The organism is Psychrobacter sp. GTC18467, assembly GCF_055397455.1.
This window is the reverse complement of the sequence record NZ_AP038920.1, coordinates 1,926,944-1,941,610: the sequence shown is the minus strand read 5'-3', so window position 1 is coordinate 1,941,610 and position 14,667 is coordinate 1,926,944. Positions and strand designations below refer to the sequence as shown.

At 44.9% G+C, this 14,667-nt stretch carries 14 protein-coding genes; 3 read left to right on the top strand and 11 right to left on the bottom strand.

The genetic code is table 11. The annotated features are described in order from the left end of the window. Positions 1-30: 30 nt before the first annotated feature. The 3 genes from ACZ5XY_RS08615 to ACZ5XY_RS08605 are packed head-to-tail and all read right to left on the bottom strand — an operon-like array spanning position 31 to position 2,883. Complete coding sequence (locus tag ACZ5XY_RS08615; protein WP_464740786.1) at positions 31-519, bottom strand: DUF2127 domain-containing protein; 489 nt, start codon at positions 517-519, stop codon at positions 31-33. Further along, entirely contained in the window at positions 512-1,744 is a 1,233-nt protein-coding gene (locus tag ACZ5XY_RS08610) for a dihydroorotase (protein ID WP_464740784.1), read from the bottom strand. The genes ACZ5XY_RS08615 and ACZ5XY_RS08610 overlap by 8 nt, the downstream gene beginning before the upstream one ends. A 50-nt stretch (positions 1,745-1,794) precedes the next feature. After that, the gene (locus ACZ5XY_RS08605) at positions 1,795-2,883 is read right to left on the bottom strand and encodes an aspartate carbamoyltransferase catalytic subunit (RefSeq protein ID WP_464740782.1); all 1,089 of its coding nucleotides are present in this window, start codon (positions 2,881-2,883) and stop codon (positions 1,795-1,797) included. A 359-nt stretch (positions 2,884-3,242) separates the two neighbouring features. On the opposite strand from ACZ5XY_RS08605, the gene ACZ5XY_RS08600 reads away from it, so the two are divergent. Both ACZ5XY_RS08600 and ACZ5XY_RS08595 read left to right on the top strand, forming a co-directional pair. Next, on the top strand, positions 3,243-4,244 hold the full coding sequence (locus ACZ5XY_RS08600; protein ID WP_464740780.1) for a class 1 fructose-bisphosphatase: 1,002 nt from the start codon (positions 3,243-3,245) through the stop codon (positions 4,242-4,244). After that, entirely contained in the window at positions 4,244-5,044 is an 801-nt protein-coding gene (locus ACZ5XY_RS08595) for a TrmH family RNA methyltransferase (protein ID WP_464740778.1), read from the top strand. Before ACZ5XY_RS08600 ends, ACZ5XY_RS08595 begins: the two co-directional genes overlap by 1 nt. 70 nt (positions 5,045-5,114) lie before the next feature. Here the strand turns inward: ACZ5XY_RS08595 and ACZ5XY_RS08590 are convergent, their stop codons facing one another. From ACZ5XY_RS08590 to ACZ5XY_RS08560, 7 genes are all read right to left on the bottom strand, one after another. Continuing rightward, positions 5,115-6,050, bottom strand: coding sequence for an electron transfer flavoprotein subunit alpha/FixB family protein (locus ACZ5XY_RS08590; RefSeq protein ID WP_464740776.1), 936 nt, complete (start codon positions 6,048-6,050; stop codon positions 5,115-5,117). Positions 6,051-6,118: 68 nt separating this feature from the next. After that, positions 6,119-6,868: an electron transfer flavoprotein subunit beta/FixA family protein gene (locus ACZ5XY_RS08585; protein ID WP_464740774.1), complete on the bottom strand. Its 750-nt coding sequence runs from the start codon at positions 6,866-6,868 to the stop codon at positions 6,119-6,121. A gap of 446 nt (positions 6,869-7,314) precedes the next feature. Continuing rightward, positions 7,315-7,527: a cold-shock protein gene (locus ACZ5XY_RS08580; protein ID WP_169393434.1), complete on the bottom strand. Its 213-nt coding sequence runs from the start codon at positions 7,525-7,527 to the stop codon at positions 7,315-7,317. Positions 7,528-7,830: 303 nt separating this feature from the next. Next, entirely contained in the window at positions 7,831-8,247 is a 417-nt protein-coding gene (locus ACZ5XY_RS08575; RefSeq protein WP_464740772.1) for a hypothetical protein, read from the bottom strand. A gap of 156 nt (positions 8,248-8,403) precedes the next feature. Next, a complete protein-coding gene (gene ilvC, locus ACZ5XY_RS08570) occupies positions 8,404-9,420 on the bottom strand; it encodes a ketol-acid reductoisomerase (RefSeq protein ID WP_464740770.1) in 1,017 nt (338 codons plus the stop codon). Positions 9,421-9,535: 115 nt separating this feature from the next. Then, positions 9,536-10,030, bottom strand: coding sequence for an acetolactate synthase small subunit (gene ilvN, locus ACZ5XY_RS08565; protein WP_464740768.1), 495 nt, complete (start codon positions 10,028-10,030; stop codon positions 9,536-9,538). Continuing rightward, entirely contained in the window at positions 10,030-11,742 is a 1,713-nt protein-coding gene (locus ACZ5XY_RS08560) for an acetolactate synthase 3 large subunit (RefSeq protein WP_464743833.1), read from the bottom strand. Before ACZ5XY_RS08560 ends, ilvN begins: the two co-directional genes overlap by 1 nt. Positions 11,743-12,489: 747 nt before the next feature. On the opposite strand from ACZ5XY_RS08560, the gene ACZ5XY_RS08555 reads away from it, so the two are divergent. Continuing rightward, positions 12,490-12,978 carry a DUF4124 domain-containing protein gene (locus tag ACZ5XY_RS08555; protein ID WP_464740766.1) on the top strand — a complete coding sequence of 163 codons (489 nt, stop codon included), beginning with the start codon at positions 12,490-12,492 and terminating at the stop codon, positions 12,976-12,978. Here ACZ5XY_RS08555 and ACZ5XY_RS08550 read toward each other — a convergent pair. Further along, a complete protein-coding gene (locus tag ACZ5XY_RS08550; RefSeq protein WP_464740764.1) occupies positions 12,975-14,666 on the bottom strand; it encodes an NAD(P)H-hydrate dehydratase in 1,692 nt (563 codons plus the stop codon). The two genes, ACZ5XY_RS08555 and ACZ5XY_RS08550, sit on opposite strands and share 4 nt — an antisense overlap. Between the last annotated feature and the right edge of the window lies 1 nt (position 14,667).

Genomic DNA, 14,667 nt, shown 5'->3' with positions numbered 1-14,667 from the left:
CTCATGCTATTTTAATAAAAAGGCTTGCAATCATAGCAAGCCTTTTTGTTTCATGTTGCGATAAACGACAACCACAATCACCACGTTTAATAAAAATATGGCAAGCTTAAACCAATCAAACGGACTGGTGATTAAATAATAAAGCTCAACCGGAATAAAAATCCCGTAGCCTAACACGCTAAACCAATATGCCCACGTTTTATCTTGCCAAAGTCCATAAGCTTCCAAAAAGCGCAGACTGGCATAAAAAAAGATAAACAGCAAAAACAGCGACCAGTTTTGATTGGCTTTTTGGGCGATGGCAATAATGCTGTCCACTTGCGGCGCTAAAAAATCCCCAAAGTATTTTTGCCAACTGCCTGCGGCATGATTCAGCCAAAGCTGTAAATGCTCATGCCAATACCAAAGCAGCGCCGCGCCTAAAAGTGCGCCAACGCCTTTTACAATCTCATAAATGGCAACGGCTTTAATCGCCTCGCTTGAGTGATGAGCGCTTTGGTTTTGCGACAGCTTAGCCAAAGAAGGTCTCCACCACGCGGCCAGTTAACTCTTGACCAAAAAATGGCGTATTTTTGCCATTGGATGCCATGCTGTCTTCGTTCACTTGCCAAGAAAGATTGGGGTCAACCAAGACTGCGCCGCCAACTTTTGCATACTGAGCTTCAATTCCGGCAATTTTGGCAGGGTTTAGGCAGATTTTGGCAACCAATTCTTCTAAAGTTAGCACCTCATCGCGAACCAGTTGGCAGGCAAGCGCCATAAAGGTATCAAAGTTTGAAATTCCGGCGCTACATTCGGCAAACGGTGCTTTTTTGGCGGTGCTGTTTAGCGGCTCATGGTGGCTACAAATGGCATCAATCGTGCCGTCTTTTAGCCCTTTTAATAGCGCCTGCTGGTCGGTATTACTGCGCAGCGGCGGCAACACATAAGCAAGCGCGTTAAAGCCTTCTAAATTGTCATCGGTTAAAAACAGCTGATGCATCGCCACATCACAAGTGACCGGCAGTCCTTTGTTTTTTGCCCAGCGCATCAATTCAACCGAGGATTTACAAGTCAATTGACTAAAATGCGCGGCAATTCCGGTTTCCTCAACCATTAGCAATTGCGTGGATAGCGCCACCGTTTCGGCAATCCAAGGGATACCTTGCAAGCCATGATATGAGGCGATATAGCCTTCGTGAGCCACGCCATTATTGGATAAACTTGGCTCATCGGGGTAAAAAAACACTTTCATGCCAAAGGTGGCGGCGTACTCTAAAGTCCGCAGCAGCACCAAGTCATTAGCAAAAGGTTGGCGGGCGTTTGATACCGCAATGCAGCCACCTTTTTTTAGCCCTGCAATGTTTGCTGGCTGCTTGCCCTCAAGACCGGCGCTTAATGCCCCTAAAATATGCAAATAAATGCCGCCATCTTCAAGCGCGCGCTCACGAAGCCCTTTTAATAGCGAGCCATTTTCTAAAACAGGATTGGTATCTGGTGGAATGACCACGTGCAAAAAGCCATTATCGCGGGCGGCATGACCTTCAGAAATCAGCGTTCCATGCTGCTGCTGACCGGGTTCACGAAGGCGCGCGCATAAATCAACCAGCGGCGGCAATAACCAAAGCGCATCTTTAGCGTTTTCGTCGTTATTTACTTGGTTTAAAGTGAGTTGATTTAAAGTTGCCAGTTTTTCTTGAGCAGCTTTAGTGAGTGAGTTTTCAAAAGCCTTTGGCAGTAAATCAATATAAGTTTGGGCAGTCATGAGCGGTTACCATAAAAATTGGGAGCAAATAAAATAAAGTCGCAGTTAAATCAGCGCGCTGCTTGGTGGTCGCGCTGACCTTTCATGGCAAGTGACAACACCGCCATGCGAATGGCAATGCCGTTATTGACCTGCTGTAGAATCACCGATTGCGCGCCATCCGCTACGCTTGAGGCAATCTCAACGCCGCGGTTCATAGGACCTGGGTGCATGACCAGCGCATCAGGTTTTGCCAATGCCAAGCGCTCAGGAGTAATTCCGTATTGCTTATAGTATTCACTCGATGAGGACAACAGCGGCGAGCCAATGCGCTCATTTTGAATCCGCAGCCCCATCACTACGTCGCAATCAACAAGCCCTGATTCCATCGTTTCAAACACTTGAACGCCAAAGCGCTCAATGCCTTTTGGCAACAGTGTTTTTGGCGCAATCACGCGAATATCTTTAACCCCAAGCGTTTGTAGCGCACTAATGTCCGAGCGCGCCACCCGAGAGTGCTTAATATCACCGATAATTGCCACCGACAAGTCTTCAAACGGTCTTGGCATCGAGCGATGAATGGTCAGCATATCAAGCATGCCTTGGGTTGGATGCGCATGCCAGCCATCGCCGCCGTTAATGATGGCAATGTCGGGGGTGACCTCCGTTGCCATAAAATGTGCTGCCCCTGAGGCGGAATGGCGAACCACAAAAATATCGGCGGTCATTGCCTGCAAATTCCAAAGGGTATCGCGAAGGCTTTCACCCTTTTGAGTGCTGGAGCGGGCAATATCAATGTTAATCACGTTTGCACCCAAGCGCTTTTCGGCAACCTCAAAGGTCGTCCGCGTCCGCGTTGAGGGTTCAAAAAACAGGTTCATCACCGTGCAGCCTTCAAGCTCGGGGCGGTCAACCAATTGACCTTTATCATCAAAAAACGTCTCGGCTTTGGCAATAATGGCTTTAAGCTGGGCTTTGTTAAGCCCCTCCACCCCCAAAAAGTGGCGAATGCTGCCATCTTCATTCAGCTGCGGTCGGCTTAGCGACGCATTTAAGCGCTCGTGAATGGTGCTTGGGTCAATTTTGGCAAAATCCGTTGCCAAAGTCCGAGCAGTCGCGGTTTTTGAAGTTGCAGAATCAAGGTTTTGGTCTGTTGGCATGGAAGTTCGCCTTTTTGGTTGGCAAAAGAGGATTGAAATTAGCAGTGATGCTAAGCCGTAGCCATGAGCAATAAGGCGCGCGGCAAGCAGCGACTTTTTGCCCCAAATTTGCTACAATTTAGCCCAATTAATTTTTAGACAGCACTTAGTAAATTCTAAGCCAATTTGTCACACAGCTTATCATTTTAGCTATAGTTTAGCTGATTTTGACTTAAGGACAAAGCCGCGACCATAGCTAATTTTACTTTTACTGAAAATTAGCAACTTTGCTAAGCCATACGATGATTTTAGAACGGTAATTTTTTAGTCTAAACCTTTTTAAGCACATATTTTTAAAACGATAACTTTTAGGAAAATTTATGACTACCCTCAGCCAATATTTACAACAAAACTCGACCAACCAAGCGGTTAACGATGTGATTACCACCATCACCGAAGTTGGTAAAAATATCTCAAACTTACTTAAAAAAGGCGCGCTTGCCGATATTTTAGGCGAAGCTGGCAACCAAAACGTTCAAGGCGAAGAGCAAAAAAAACTTGATGTTCTTGCTAACGATTTATTGTTAGATGCGCTTACTCAAAATAAGCACTGCGCCGGTGTGGCCTCAGAAGAGCTTGACGATGCGACCCCTGCCAATAATGACGGCAGCTTACTGGTGCTATTTGACCCGCTCGACGGCTCATCCAACATCGATATTAATATGGCAGTTGGGACGATTTTTTCGATTTTACCGTACCCAAATCAAGGTCAACAAAGCCAAAACAGCGCTTTTTTACAAGCCGGCAACCAGCAATTAGCAGCAGGATATTTGCTTTATGGCACCTCAACCATGCTTGCTGTAACTGTCAATGATGACGTTGCCATGTTTAGCCTTGACCCTGACCGCAATGAGTTTATTTTAATTAACGAGCGCGTTCAGATTGCCGCAGATACCAAAGAATACGCCATTAACAGCTCCAACTACCGCTACTGGCAAGCGCCCATGCAGCAGTATATTGACGAATTGGTTGCTGGCAAAACCGGCGCTCGCGGTCGCGACTTTAATACGCGCTGGGTGGCAGCAATGGTCGGCGACGTTCACCGCATTTTGTGCCGTGGCGGTATTTTTACTTACCCCTTTGATACCAAAGACCCCAACAAAGCAGGGAAACTGCGCTTGATGTATGAAGCCAACCCCATGAGCCTACTCATTGAGCGTGCAGCCGGCGGCGCAACTGATGCCATCAAGCGCATTTTGGACATTGAGCCTACCGACATTCATCAGCGCGTTCCCGTCGTTTTGGGCAGTAAAAATGAAGTGGACTATGTAAAAAATCTTCATCTTAATGCGCAAAATGAGCAGCAAGGCGAAACTAAATAATGACTTCCTTTGCCTTTGAACAGATATCTTCGGATAAAAATCCGGCAGTCAAGCGCGTCAAAGCGCTTCTGACCCAATCAAGGCAGCGCAAAAAATTGGGTCAAACCGTTCTTGAAGGCGCGCATTTGATTGAGGCGGCAATCACTAGCAATACGCCAATTGAGCTTGTTATGCTTAGCGAGTCAATGCACCATCATAGCGAAGTGCAAGCGCTATTAAGCCGACTAGCTAACACAGCCCAAGTACTGACCTTGACCGACGCGCTTTATAACACGGTAAAAACCCTTGGAACGGGAATTGATATTTTAGCGGTGATTGATATTCCAACGCCAACGCTTGGCGATATTCATGACGACTGCCTGATTTTAAACGACGTTCAAGACAGCGGTAATGTCGGCGCGCTCCTTAGAACCGCCGCCGCAGTTGGCGTAAAAACGGTGATTTGCACCACCCAAACCGCGCAAGCGTGGTCACCAAAAACCCTTCGCGCCGGCATGGGAGCTCAGTTTTCATTGACCATTTTTGAAAGTATTAGCATTGACGATGTGTTAACTCATGTCAAAGTGCCGATGCTCGCAACCAGTTCCCACACCGAAACCCTCATTTATGATTATGAGTTAACGAAGCCGGTTGCTTGGGTGATGGGTCATGAAGGTCAAGGCGTTGATGAGGTATTTTTACAATCAGCCACTGCCATTGCCCTACCGCAGCCTAACGGTCAAGAAAGCTTAAACGTTGCTATTGCCGGCTCCCTTTGCCTTTATGAAACGCTACGTCAGCGCCGATATAGCAATAGATAATAGTGCAGCTACCATAAAAAACCCGCCAATGATTCGCGGGTTTTTTATTAAGCCATTTTATCAAACAAGCTTAGATTTTGCTGGTCAATTCCGGAAGCACGTTAAACAAATCACCTTCTAAATAATAATCAGCCACGCTTGCAATCGGTGACTCAGGGTCATTGTTAATGGCAACAATCACTTTTGAGTCTTTCATTCCCGCTAAATGCTGAATCGCCCCTGAAATTCCTACAGCAATGTATAAGTCTGGCGCAACAATTTTACCTGTTTGCCCAACTTGCATATCGTTTGGCACGTAACCTGCGTCAACGGCGGCGCGAGATGCACCAACTGCCGCGCCAAGCTTGTCGGCAAGCGGGTCGATATATTTTTCAAAGTTTTCCGCGCTACCAAGAGCGCGACCACCGGACACCACAATGCTTGCTGAAGTGAGTTCAGGGCGGTCAGATTCTGCCATCTCTTCACTAACAAATTGTGAGTTGCCGGAATCTTGAACGTCATCAAGATTTTCAATACTTGCCGAGCCACCCGCGCCTGCTACGGCATCAAACGTGGTGGTTCGAACGGTTACCACGATTTTGCTTTCCGACGTTTTTACCGTTGCCGTTGCATTGCCGGCATAAATTGGACGTTTAAAGGTAGTGGCATCAACCACCGCGGTAATGTCAGAAATCATGCTCACATCTAACAGCGCAGCTACGCGCGGCATAAAGTTTTTGCCTGTGGTTGTTGCGGCTGCTACCACATGACTATAATCGCCGCCTGCCACGTCGTTAACCAATAGCGCGATATTTTCTGCCATTTGGTGCTCATAAACCGCGTTATCCGCCACCAAAACTTTACTAACACCTTCAGCCTTTGCGACCTCTTCGGCAACCGAACCAACGTTACTTCCGGCAACCAAGACATGAACGTCGCCACCCATTTGCTTGGCTGCGGCAATGGTGTTTAGCGTTGCTTTTTTTAAGCTGACATTATCATGCTCAGCATATACCAAAATTGCCATTATTTTTATCCTTTATTTTAAATTTATAACTTTTCACTGATGTCAAAACGATATGTTTTAAAGCGCGATTAAATCACTTTCGCTTCATTTTTAAGCTTATCAACCAACTCATCCACCGAGCCTACTTTAATACCAGCTTTACGCTCGGCTGGCGGCTCAACTTGAATGATTTGCTGCTTTGATGCCATATCAACATCAAAATCGGCAGGCGTTTTTTCATCAAGTGGCTTTTTCTTGGCTTTCATAATGTTCGGCAATTTGGCGTAACGCGGCTCATTCAAGCGCAAATCGGTGGTGATAATCGCCGGCAAATCAAGCGCTACAGTTTGATGACCGCCGTCAACTTCACGAGTCACTTTAACCCCGTTGCCTTCAACCACGACCTTGGACGCAAACGTTCCTTGCGGCGCGCCCATTAAGGCGGCAAGCATCTGACCGGTTTGATTATTATCATCATCAATCGCTTGCTTGCCAAGCAAAATGATATCTGCGCCTTCGCTTTGGGCAATGCCTTTTAAAATTTTAGCCACTTGCAGCGGATAAGCTTTATCATCGGTTTGCACCAACACGCCGCGATCAGCGCCAAGCGCCAAAGCCGAGCGGATTTGCTCTTGGGCTTCTTTTGGACCAATAGATGCCACGATAATTTCATCAATCACGCCTGCTTCTTTTAGGCGAACTGCCTCTTCAACGGCAATTTCATCAAAAGGGTTGATTGACATTTTGGTATTGGTTAAATCCACTGCCGAATGGTCAGCTTTCACCCGAACTTTCACGTTATAATCAACAACTCGCTTAACCGCGACTAGTGCTTTCATACGATCCTCTTTTTTTAATAGTAAATTATGACCAAAGCTACAAACTTTCTGGCTTAAATTTCGGTCATCTTCATGAAACTAACCACTCAAATAATTATATAAAACGTTCTCAACTTTATCATTATTTGTATGAACTTTATTTTTAGACTCAACTATCTTGCAAGAGCATGGCGGTTAAATCAAGATAACGCCGTGAATATTGCGTCATAAATTTGTCACCATTCTTAACAGTAATTAATTATGACTCAGCTAACCGATTGAGTTTGTGACTGACTTTACCTAAGTCATTTTTATTTTTTCAAAAAAAAAGCAACCCGATCAGAGGTTGCTTTTACGATACAGTCTAAACAATAGGGTTTGTTTTGAACAAACACATTAATCTGGCGTTGATGTCATTTTAAGCATAAAGGCTGACTGAGTTCAGAAAGACTTCACAAGCTTTAAAATTAGATCGCTTCGATTTGCTCAGCTTGTGGGCCTTTTTTGCCTTCACCTAAAATGAAAGACACTTTTTGACCTTCGGCTAGGGTTTTGAAACCATTACCTTGGATTGCGCTGTAGTGAGCGAAAACGTCTTGTCCGCCGTTATCTTGAGCAATAAAACCAAAGCCTTTAGCTTCATTAAACCACTTTACAGTGCCTTCAACTTTCTCAGACATAAATGTTCCTAACTTTTTAACGATTGGTGAAGCCTTTGAGCCCACCGATTGATTGATAAATACTCAAATCTATTTAGATAAGAAGACTAATACCAATATCTGCCATACCTTAAGGATATTTCAGCATTTTTAATTAAAATCCCCTGAGTACATGGCTAGTATAACAGCTTTTAATATGATTGAAAGATTAAATTAAAGAGTTTTGTAAAATAATTTATTTTTTAATAACGGACTTAAGTTTATCCGCATAAATAAAACAAATCGTCTTATTAATAAATAAGTTGAACATTAAGCAGGCTGTTTTTATAGAAACGGCTTAAGAAGTATACCGGCTATCAAAATGCACAATAATAAAAAGACCATAGCAAACGATTGGCTATAGGCGATATATTTTGCAGGAACCACCAAATTTTTGGGCGAATCTGGAATACCTTTTTTACGTAACAGCTTTGAGCCATAAATCCAACCAAACAGGGTATAAACGCCATAAGCCGCCGGAATGCTCAACACTACTGGGGTCAAATCAACCAAGTACAGCACGGCAATAGAAACAAAAAACCAAGCCGTATCCAGCATTGAGCTGATTTGAAATAAGGCGGATTTGGGCAATTTGCCGCCATTTTTTTTGAGCATGATTGCCTCAATCCAAATCAAAACAGCCACCACAGCACTAAATACCACATACGTCAGTTGCGGCGTTAACCAATTAGGATAGGACATTTCAGACACTCACAAAAATTTAAATTACAGCGCTAATGCTAGACCAAAATGCTAACTGTGGTCAAAAGCCGCCGCTTTCAAGATCGATATAAAAAAACCCATGCCAAAAATGGTCACGGGTTTTTTATAATAAACTAAAACAGCTTAAGGCTTGGCTTAGTTTTTGTCTTTATCGATGATTTTGTTACCACCAATCCAAGGCATCATGGCACGAAGCTTAGCTCCGGTCACTTCGATATCGTGAGCGGCGTTGTTACGGCGGCGCGCGGTCATTGATGGATAGTTGGTTGCCCCTTCATTGATGAACATTTTTGCATATTCACCCGATTGGATGCGTTTTAGCGCGTTACGCATGGCTTCACGTGATTGCTCGTTGATGACCTCAACGCCTGTGACGTATTCACCGTATTCAGCGTTGTTACTGATTGAATAGTTCATATCAGCAATGCCGCCTTCATACATCAAGTCAACAATCAATTTCAATTCATGTAAACACTCAAAGTATGCCATCTCAGGGGCGTAACCGGCTTCAGTTAAGGTCTCAAAGCCCATTTTAACCAGCTCAACCGCGCCACCACAAAGAACGGCTTGCTCACCAAAAAGGTCAGTTTCTGTTTCATCTTTGAAGGTTGTTTCGATGATTCCTGAGCGACCACCGCCAACGCCCGAGGCGTAAGACAATGCCAATTGCTTGGCTTGACCTGAGGCGTCTTGATAAACGGCGATCAAATCAGGGATACCGCCGCCTTTTACAAACTCTGAGCGAACGGTGTGACCGGGCGCTTTTGGGGCAACCATGATCACATCAAGATCTTTACGGGGAACGACTTGGTTGTAGTGAATGGCAAAACCGTGAGCAAAAGCAAGAGTAGCACCTTCTTTGATGTTTGGCTCAATCACGTCGCTGTAAAGTTCTTTTTGAAATTCATCTGGGGTCAAAATCATGACCACATCAGCGTTTGCTACCGCGTCTTCAACTTCAGCAACTTTTAAGTTTGAATTTTCGGCTTTTTTCCATGAGCCAGATCCTGCACGTAGACCAACGGTGACGTCAACTCCAGAGTCTTGCAAGTTCAGCGCGTGGGCGTGGCCTTGTGAGCCGTAGCCAATAATGGCAACTTTTTTACCTTGGATGATCGATAAATCACAGTCTTTGTCATAATAAACGTTCATAGATAGCGTCCTTTTCCTCAATCATGGCAAGCCATGGGTCGTTGGTATAAAGCGGAATTCTCATTAGGCAACCGCTTTATTCCGGATTAAAATAGATTAAAAATGATAACTTTGCTTAAACGCTAAGCGTTTTTTCACCGCGAGCAATACCGATAACGCCTGAGCGAACCACTTCTAAGATACGCTCGCGACCAATCACATCAATGAAACCATCAAGCTTGGCGGTATCGCCAACAATTTGAATGGTGTACAAACTGTTATTCACATCAACAATTTGCGCTCGGAAGATATCCGCACTGCGTTTGATTTCTTCGCGGCTGCTGCCCGTGGCGCGAACCTTAATGAGCATTAATTCGCGCTCAACGTGAACAGTGTTTGATAAATTAAGCACTTTGACCACTTCAATAAGCTTATGCAGCTGCTTAGTAATTTGCTCAATTTTTTCAGGAGACGTGATGGTGGTCAATGTCAAGCGCGAAATCGATGGGTCTTCGGTTGGGGCAACGTTTAGGGTTTCGATATTATAGCCACGCTGAGAGAATAAGCCCACCAATCGCGACAACGATCCGGCTTCGTTTTCAATTAATACTGAAATCAAATGCTGTTGCATTAGGTTCGCTCTCCTTTTGATAGCCACATATCACGCATGGTTTGCCCTGCAACCTGCATTGGATATACGTGTTCATTACGATCGACATAAACGTCAATAAAGACCAATTTATCTTTCATTGCCATGGCTTCGGCAAGCTGTTCTTCCATTGTTTCAGGGTCAGTGATTTTAATACCAACGTGACCATAGCTTTCCGCCAACTTAACAAAATCAGGCAATGAGTCCATATAAGACTGGGCATGGCGACCTTCATAGATCATGTCTTGCCACTGCTTGACCATACCAAGCTGAGCGTTATTTAAATTTAAAATTTTAACCGGCAAATTATACTGTAGGCACGTTGACAGCTCTTGAATATTCATCTGAATCGAGCCTTCACCGGTGATACAAACCACATCGCGCTCAGGATAAGCAAGTTTAGCTGCCATGGCATAAGGTAATCCCACGCCCATTGTACCAAGACCGCCTGAGTTGAGCCATTGCCGCGGCTCGTTATAGGTGTAATAAAGGGCAGCAAACATCTGATGCTGACCAACATCGCTGGTAATAATCGCGTTGCTGTTGGTCACACGGTCAAGTGCTTCAACCACGCTTTGCGGCTTAATGCCATGCTCGGTACTGGTGTCATATCGCAGACCATGACGCTTACGCCATTCATTGATTTGTGACCACCAATCAAGCAGCGCATGCTGATCAAGGGCTTTATCCTCGCCGATCATCTCAAGCATATCGGTTAATACTGATTTGACATCGCCAACGATAGGAATATGCGCCATAATGGTTTTTGAAATAGACGCCGGATCAATATCAATGTGAATAATGGTCGCATTTGGGCAGAACTTTTTGATGTTGTTGGTTACGCGGTCATCAAAACGAGCGCCAACTGCCAAAATTACATCGGCATGGTGCATGGCGGTGTTGGCTTCATAGGTGCCGTGCATGCCAAGCATTCCTATGAACTGGCGGTCAGCGCCTGGAAACGCGCCAAGTCCCATAAGGGTGTTAGTTACGGGCAAATTTAAACGATGCGCAAGCTCGGTCAATTCTTTATGAGCGTTACCCCAAATGACGCCGCCACCTGAATAAACGACCGGACGTTTTGCGGCAAGCAAAGTTTCAACTGCCTTTTTAATTTGCCCGGAATGACCTTTAACCGATGGCTGATATGAGCGAACAAATACCTCTTTTGGATATTCATACTCATATTTTTCAGAAGGTGTGGTCATGTCTTTTGGAATGTCAATCACTACCGGACCGGGTCGACCTGATTGGGCAATATAAAATGCTTTTTTAACGACGGTTGGGATTTCACTGGCGTGACGAACTTGAAAGCTGTGTTTGACAATAGGGCGCGATACGCCAATCATATCCGTTTCTTGAAACGCATCTTCACCGATGAGGCTACTTGGAACCTGACCTGCGATCACCACCATGGGTACTGAATCCATAAATGCCGTGGCAATTGCGGTTACGGTATTGGTTGCACCAGGTCCTGAGGTGGCAAGAACCACGCCTGTTTTTCCAGTCACGCGCGAATAGGCATCTGCCATGTGACCTGCGGCTTGCTCGTGGCGAACTAGGATATGCTCAATGCTGTCTTGCTGAAATAGCGCATCATAAATGTGTAAAACCGCGCCGCCTGGATAGCCAAAGATATACTCGACACCCTCGTCGGTCAAGGCCTGTACTAGCATCTCAGCGCCCGACATCATTACCGGCTCGTGATTGACTTCTTTAAGCTGTTGCTGCTTTTCTTTGAAGTTTTTGGCGGCATTGGCAGTTTGATTAATGCCGGTCATATTTGGACTTTGTGTGGTTTGCGTCACTGTCGTCACCTTTTGTGTTCAGCGTCAATAAAGCTATCTTGAGTCGGCTTATTGAGTTTTATCAAGATGATAATTCTTAGCGCTTATAACTACTCATGTTTTATAAAGGCAAGAATCGAAGTTGATGATTGATGACATCATCGGCAATCAGTGACGAGGTAGCTTAGTACCCATAAAAGCAGCTTATTATTTATGCTAAGAGCAGTAACAACCTGCATCAGCATTGATGGAGCACAATAAGATCGTTTTAGTCATTGTAGACCGATAAGTCCAAAAACAAGCAGTAAAAAACTTAATGATAATTCTTTAACTGCTGATGTCACAAAGAAAACAATTTACCCAATCTACCGATAAGCAAAATGGTAAATATCATTTTCAAGTGTAACGGCGAATAAGTAGGGCCGCTCACTGACCAATCAACAGCTATTATCTTCGTTAATTTAAGTAATCTTGTCAAGAAAAACTTATGATAGTCTATCTTAACTAATGGTTATTAAAGTTGATGAATTGATAAGTAAGTTTTGTTAAAATAAGTTCACTTATTTTGTGTTGTGCCAAGCGTTGCACATTCACCCCTCCGCCTTTTTACAGGCAGACATTTTTTTATAGTGTTAAAACTATAAGGATCACATAATGCTTAGATCAATCATGCTAGCTAAAGTTTGGCTTGCTTCAGCGTTTACCGCCATTTTTTTGATGACGGGAATGGCTCAAAGTCATGCTATCCAAGTTTATAAATCCACAGGCAGCTTTGGGGAAGTCAAATACAGCCAATATCCTCCTCAAAACGCGAAAAAAGTTGAGGTCTTAGAATTTCGTAGTGACGGCAGACAAAACGATGCTGGACAATATGCCGGAAAAACTGACCCTAATCAACAACCGGCTGCCCCAAGTGCTGAAGACCAGCGCGTGGCTCAGCTTGAGGCACGAATTCAGGAACAAGAAGCCAATGCCAACGCTCAGCGCTGCCAATCGCTTCGTAACAATTTGACCAACCTAAACGTTGGCGGTCGTATTTATGAAATGGACGCCAGTGGCAATCGCAAATATCTTGACAGCCGCGAGATTGAACTTAAACGCGAACGCGTTCAACAAGCCATTAATCAATACTGCGCAAGCTAGTCCACCGCTGTTAGCCCCTCAACCACATGACGGATAGCGGCAGGCATATCTTGAGCTTGAAGTCCACGTTGACCGATACTAAGACCGCTTTGATGGTAAGCAAAAAGCGGTCTTGATTGAGGGTTGACTAAAACGTCACCTGCAAGACCATGAATTAAAACCGCTTGGGTTAACGGATTGGGACAAGTTGCCAGATCTTTTTGGGCTAACAGCCCTGCAACAACCCCTGATAACACATCACCCATGCCAGCGCTTGCCAATCCTGAATTTCCGGTACCGCAAACAAAAAGCTTGTCCTCAAGTATCAGCGACCCTGCGCCTTTAAGCACCCAAGCCCCGCCAAAGCGCTCAGCACAGCGATAAATGGCTGCGACTCGATCGGCTTCAACCTCATCACTACTCAAACCTAAAAGCCTTGCTGCCTCCCCACTATGCGGCGTCAACATTACTGATTGCAAGTTACTAAAATCCTGCAAATTTTTAAGAAGCTTATGATTGTCTTGATCAAAGCTTGCCAAATGGTATAAGCCATCGGCATCAATAATCAGTGGTTTGTTGTGATTGATTGCCGTCTCAACGAAGCTTAAAAACAGCGTTTTTGCCGTGTCATCACGACCAAGCCCCATGCCTATGGCAATCACATCGGCGCTTTGAATTAACTCACAAACGCTCTTCTTATCATGTAAATCAATGGTCATCGCATCAGGAAGCCCTGTTAATAACGCGCCATGAAATGCTTTATGACAAGCTGTGGTTAATTTTCCTGCGCCCATTGCCAGCGCGCTTGCTGATGCTAAAATTGCCGCCCCGCCCATACCTTGGGAGCCATCAATTTGATTGCCGCCGATAATTAAAACGTGACCAAAACTGCCTTTATGGCTGTTTTGACGGCGCTTGGGCATATGATCTGGTTGTGATAATAAGGTTGCCATTGGCGCTGCGACCAAAGGGATAAGGGGTAAATCAATCACGTTGCCACAAAAATCCAAGCCATCTTTAGTTTGCAATCCCAATTTTCGACCAACTAAGCAAAGGGTCAAATCCGCCCGAACGGCAATATCATCAAATACTTGCCCTGTTGATGCCGCAAGACCACTTGGAACATCGACCGACACCACCAAAGCCCCTACCTGAGCCGCTGCTTTATTGAATGTCTCAAGCGCTTGCTTTAATGTACCGGTTGGCGCGCGATTTAAACCTATGCCAAAAATCGCGTCAATATAAATATCGGCTAAAAATAAGCTTGGCAACGCTTGCAAGATGTCTTGGGAATTTGTCATAAGATCGGAAAAGCAAGTAACAGGAACACCGTTTGAAATCGCCATTTTTTGAGCGCGATTGGCATCACTTCCTGACTCATCCTCAGTGGTCGTTTTTGTGTTGGCAACTACCTCAATCACATGGACGCGCCAACCCGCTTGTTGCAAATAATAAGCCGTCAGCCAACCATCGCCACCATTATTACCACCACCGACCCAAATTAAAGCGCTTAGCGGCTTTAGAGTGCTATTTTGATAATGGTTAATCATATATTTCGTGATTTGCCAAGCTGCTTGCTGCATCAGCCCAAAGCTGCTATTTCCTTGCTCAAACCAAGATTGCTCCATCGCTTTAATTTGCTTGCAACTATAAAGCGGGACAGAAACGCGATGAGTGATGTCAATATTCTTCAACTTGTCAGAAGCCATT

Excerpts from the sequence above, each read along its gene's own strand:
- ACZ5XY_RS08610 (WP_464740784.1), bottom strand. The coding sequence starts at position 1,744 with ATGACTGCCCAAACTTATATTGATTTACTGCCAAAGGCTTTTGAAAAC.
- ACZ5XY_RS08605 (WP_464740782.1), bottom strand. The coding sequence starts at position 2,883 with ATGCCAACAGACCAAAACCTTGATTCTGCAACTTCAAAAACCGCGACT.
- ACZ5XY_RS08600 (WP_464740780.1), top strand. The coding sequence starts at position 3,243 with ATGACTACCCTCAGCCAATATTTACAACAAAACTCGACCAACCAAGCG.
- ACZ5XY_RS08595 (WP_464740778.1), top strand. The coding sequence starts at position 4,244 with ATGACTTCCTTTGCCTTTGAACAGATATCTTCGGATAAAAATCCGGCA.
- ACZ5XY_RS08590 (WP_464740776.1), bottom strand. The coding sequence starts at position 6,050 with ATGGCAATTTTGGTATATGCTGAGCATGATAATGTCAGCTTAAAAAAA.
- ACZ5XY_RS08585 (WP_464740774.1), bottom strand. The coding sequence starts at position 6,868 with ATGAAAGCACTAGTCGCGGTTAAGCGAGTTGTTGATTATAACGTGAAA.
- ACZ5XY_RS08580 (WP_169393434.1), bottom strand. The coding sequence starts at position 7,527 with ATGTCTGAGAAAGTTGAAGGCACTGTAAAGTGGTTTAATGAAGCTAAA.
- ACZ5XY_RS08575 (WP_464740772.1), bottom strand. The coding sequence starts at position 8,247 with ATGTCCTATCCTAATTGGTTAACGCCGCAACTGACGTATGTGGTATTT.
- ilvC (WP_464740770.1), bottom strand. The coding sequence starts at position 9,420 with ATGAACGTTTATTATGACAAAGACTGTGATTTATCGATCATCCAAGGT.
- ilvN (WP_464740768.1), bottom strand. The coding sequence starts at position 10,030 with ATGCAACAGCATTTGATTTCAGTATTAATTGAAAACGAAGCCGGATCG.
- ACZ5XY_RS08560 (WP_464743833.1), bottom strand. The coding sequence starts at position 11,742 with ATGATGTCGGGCGCTGAGATGCTAGTACAGGCCTTGACCGACGAGGGT.
- ACZ5XY_RS08555 (WP_464740766.1), top strand. The coding sequence starts at position 12,490 with ATGCTTAGATCAATCATGCTAGCTAAAGTTTGGCTTGCTTCAGCGTTT.
- ACZ5XY_RS08550 (WP_464740764.1), bottom strand. The coding sequence starts at position 14,666 with ATGGCTTCTGACAAGTTGAAGAATATTGACATCACTCATCGCGTTTCT.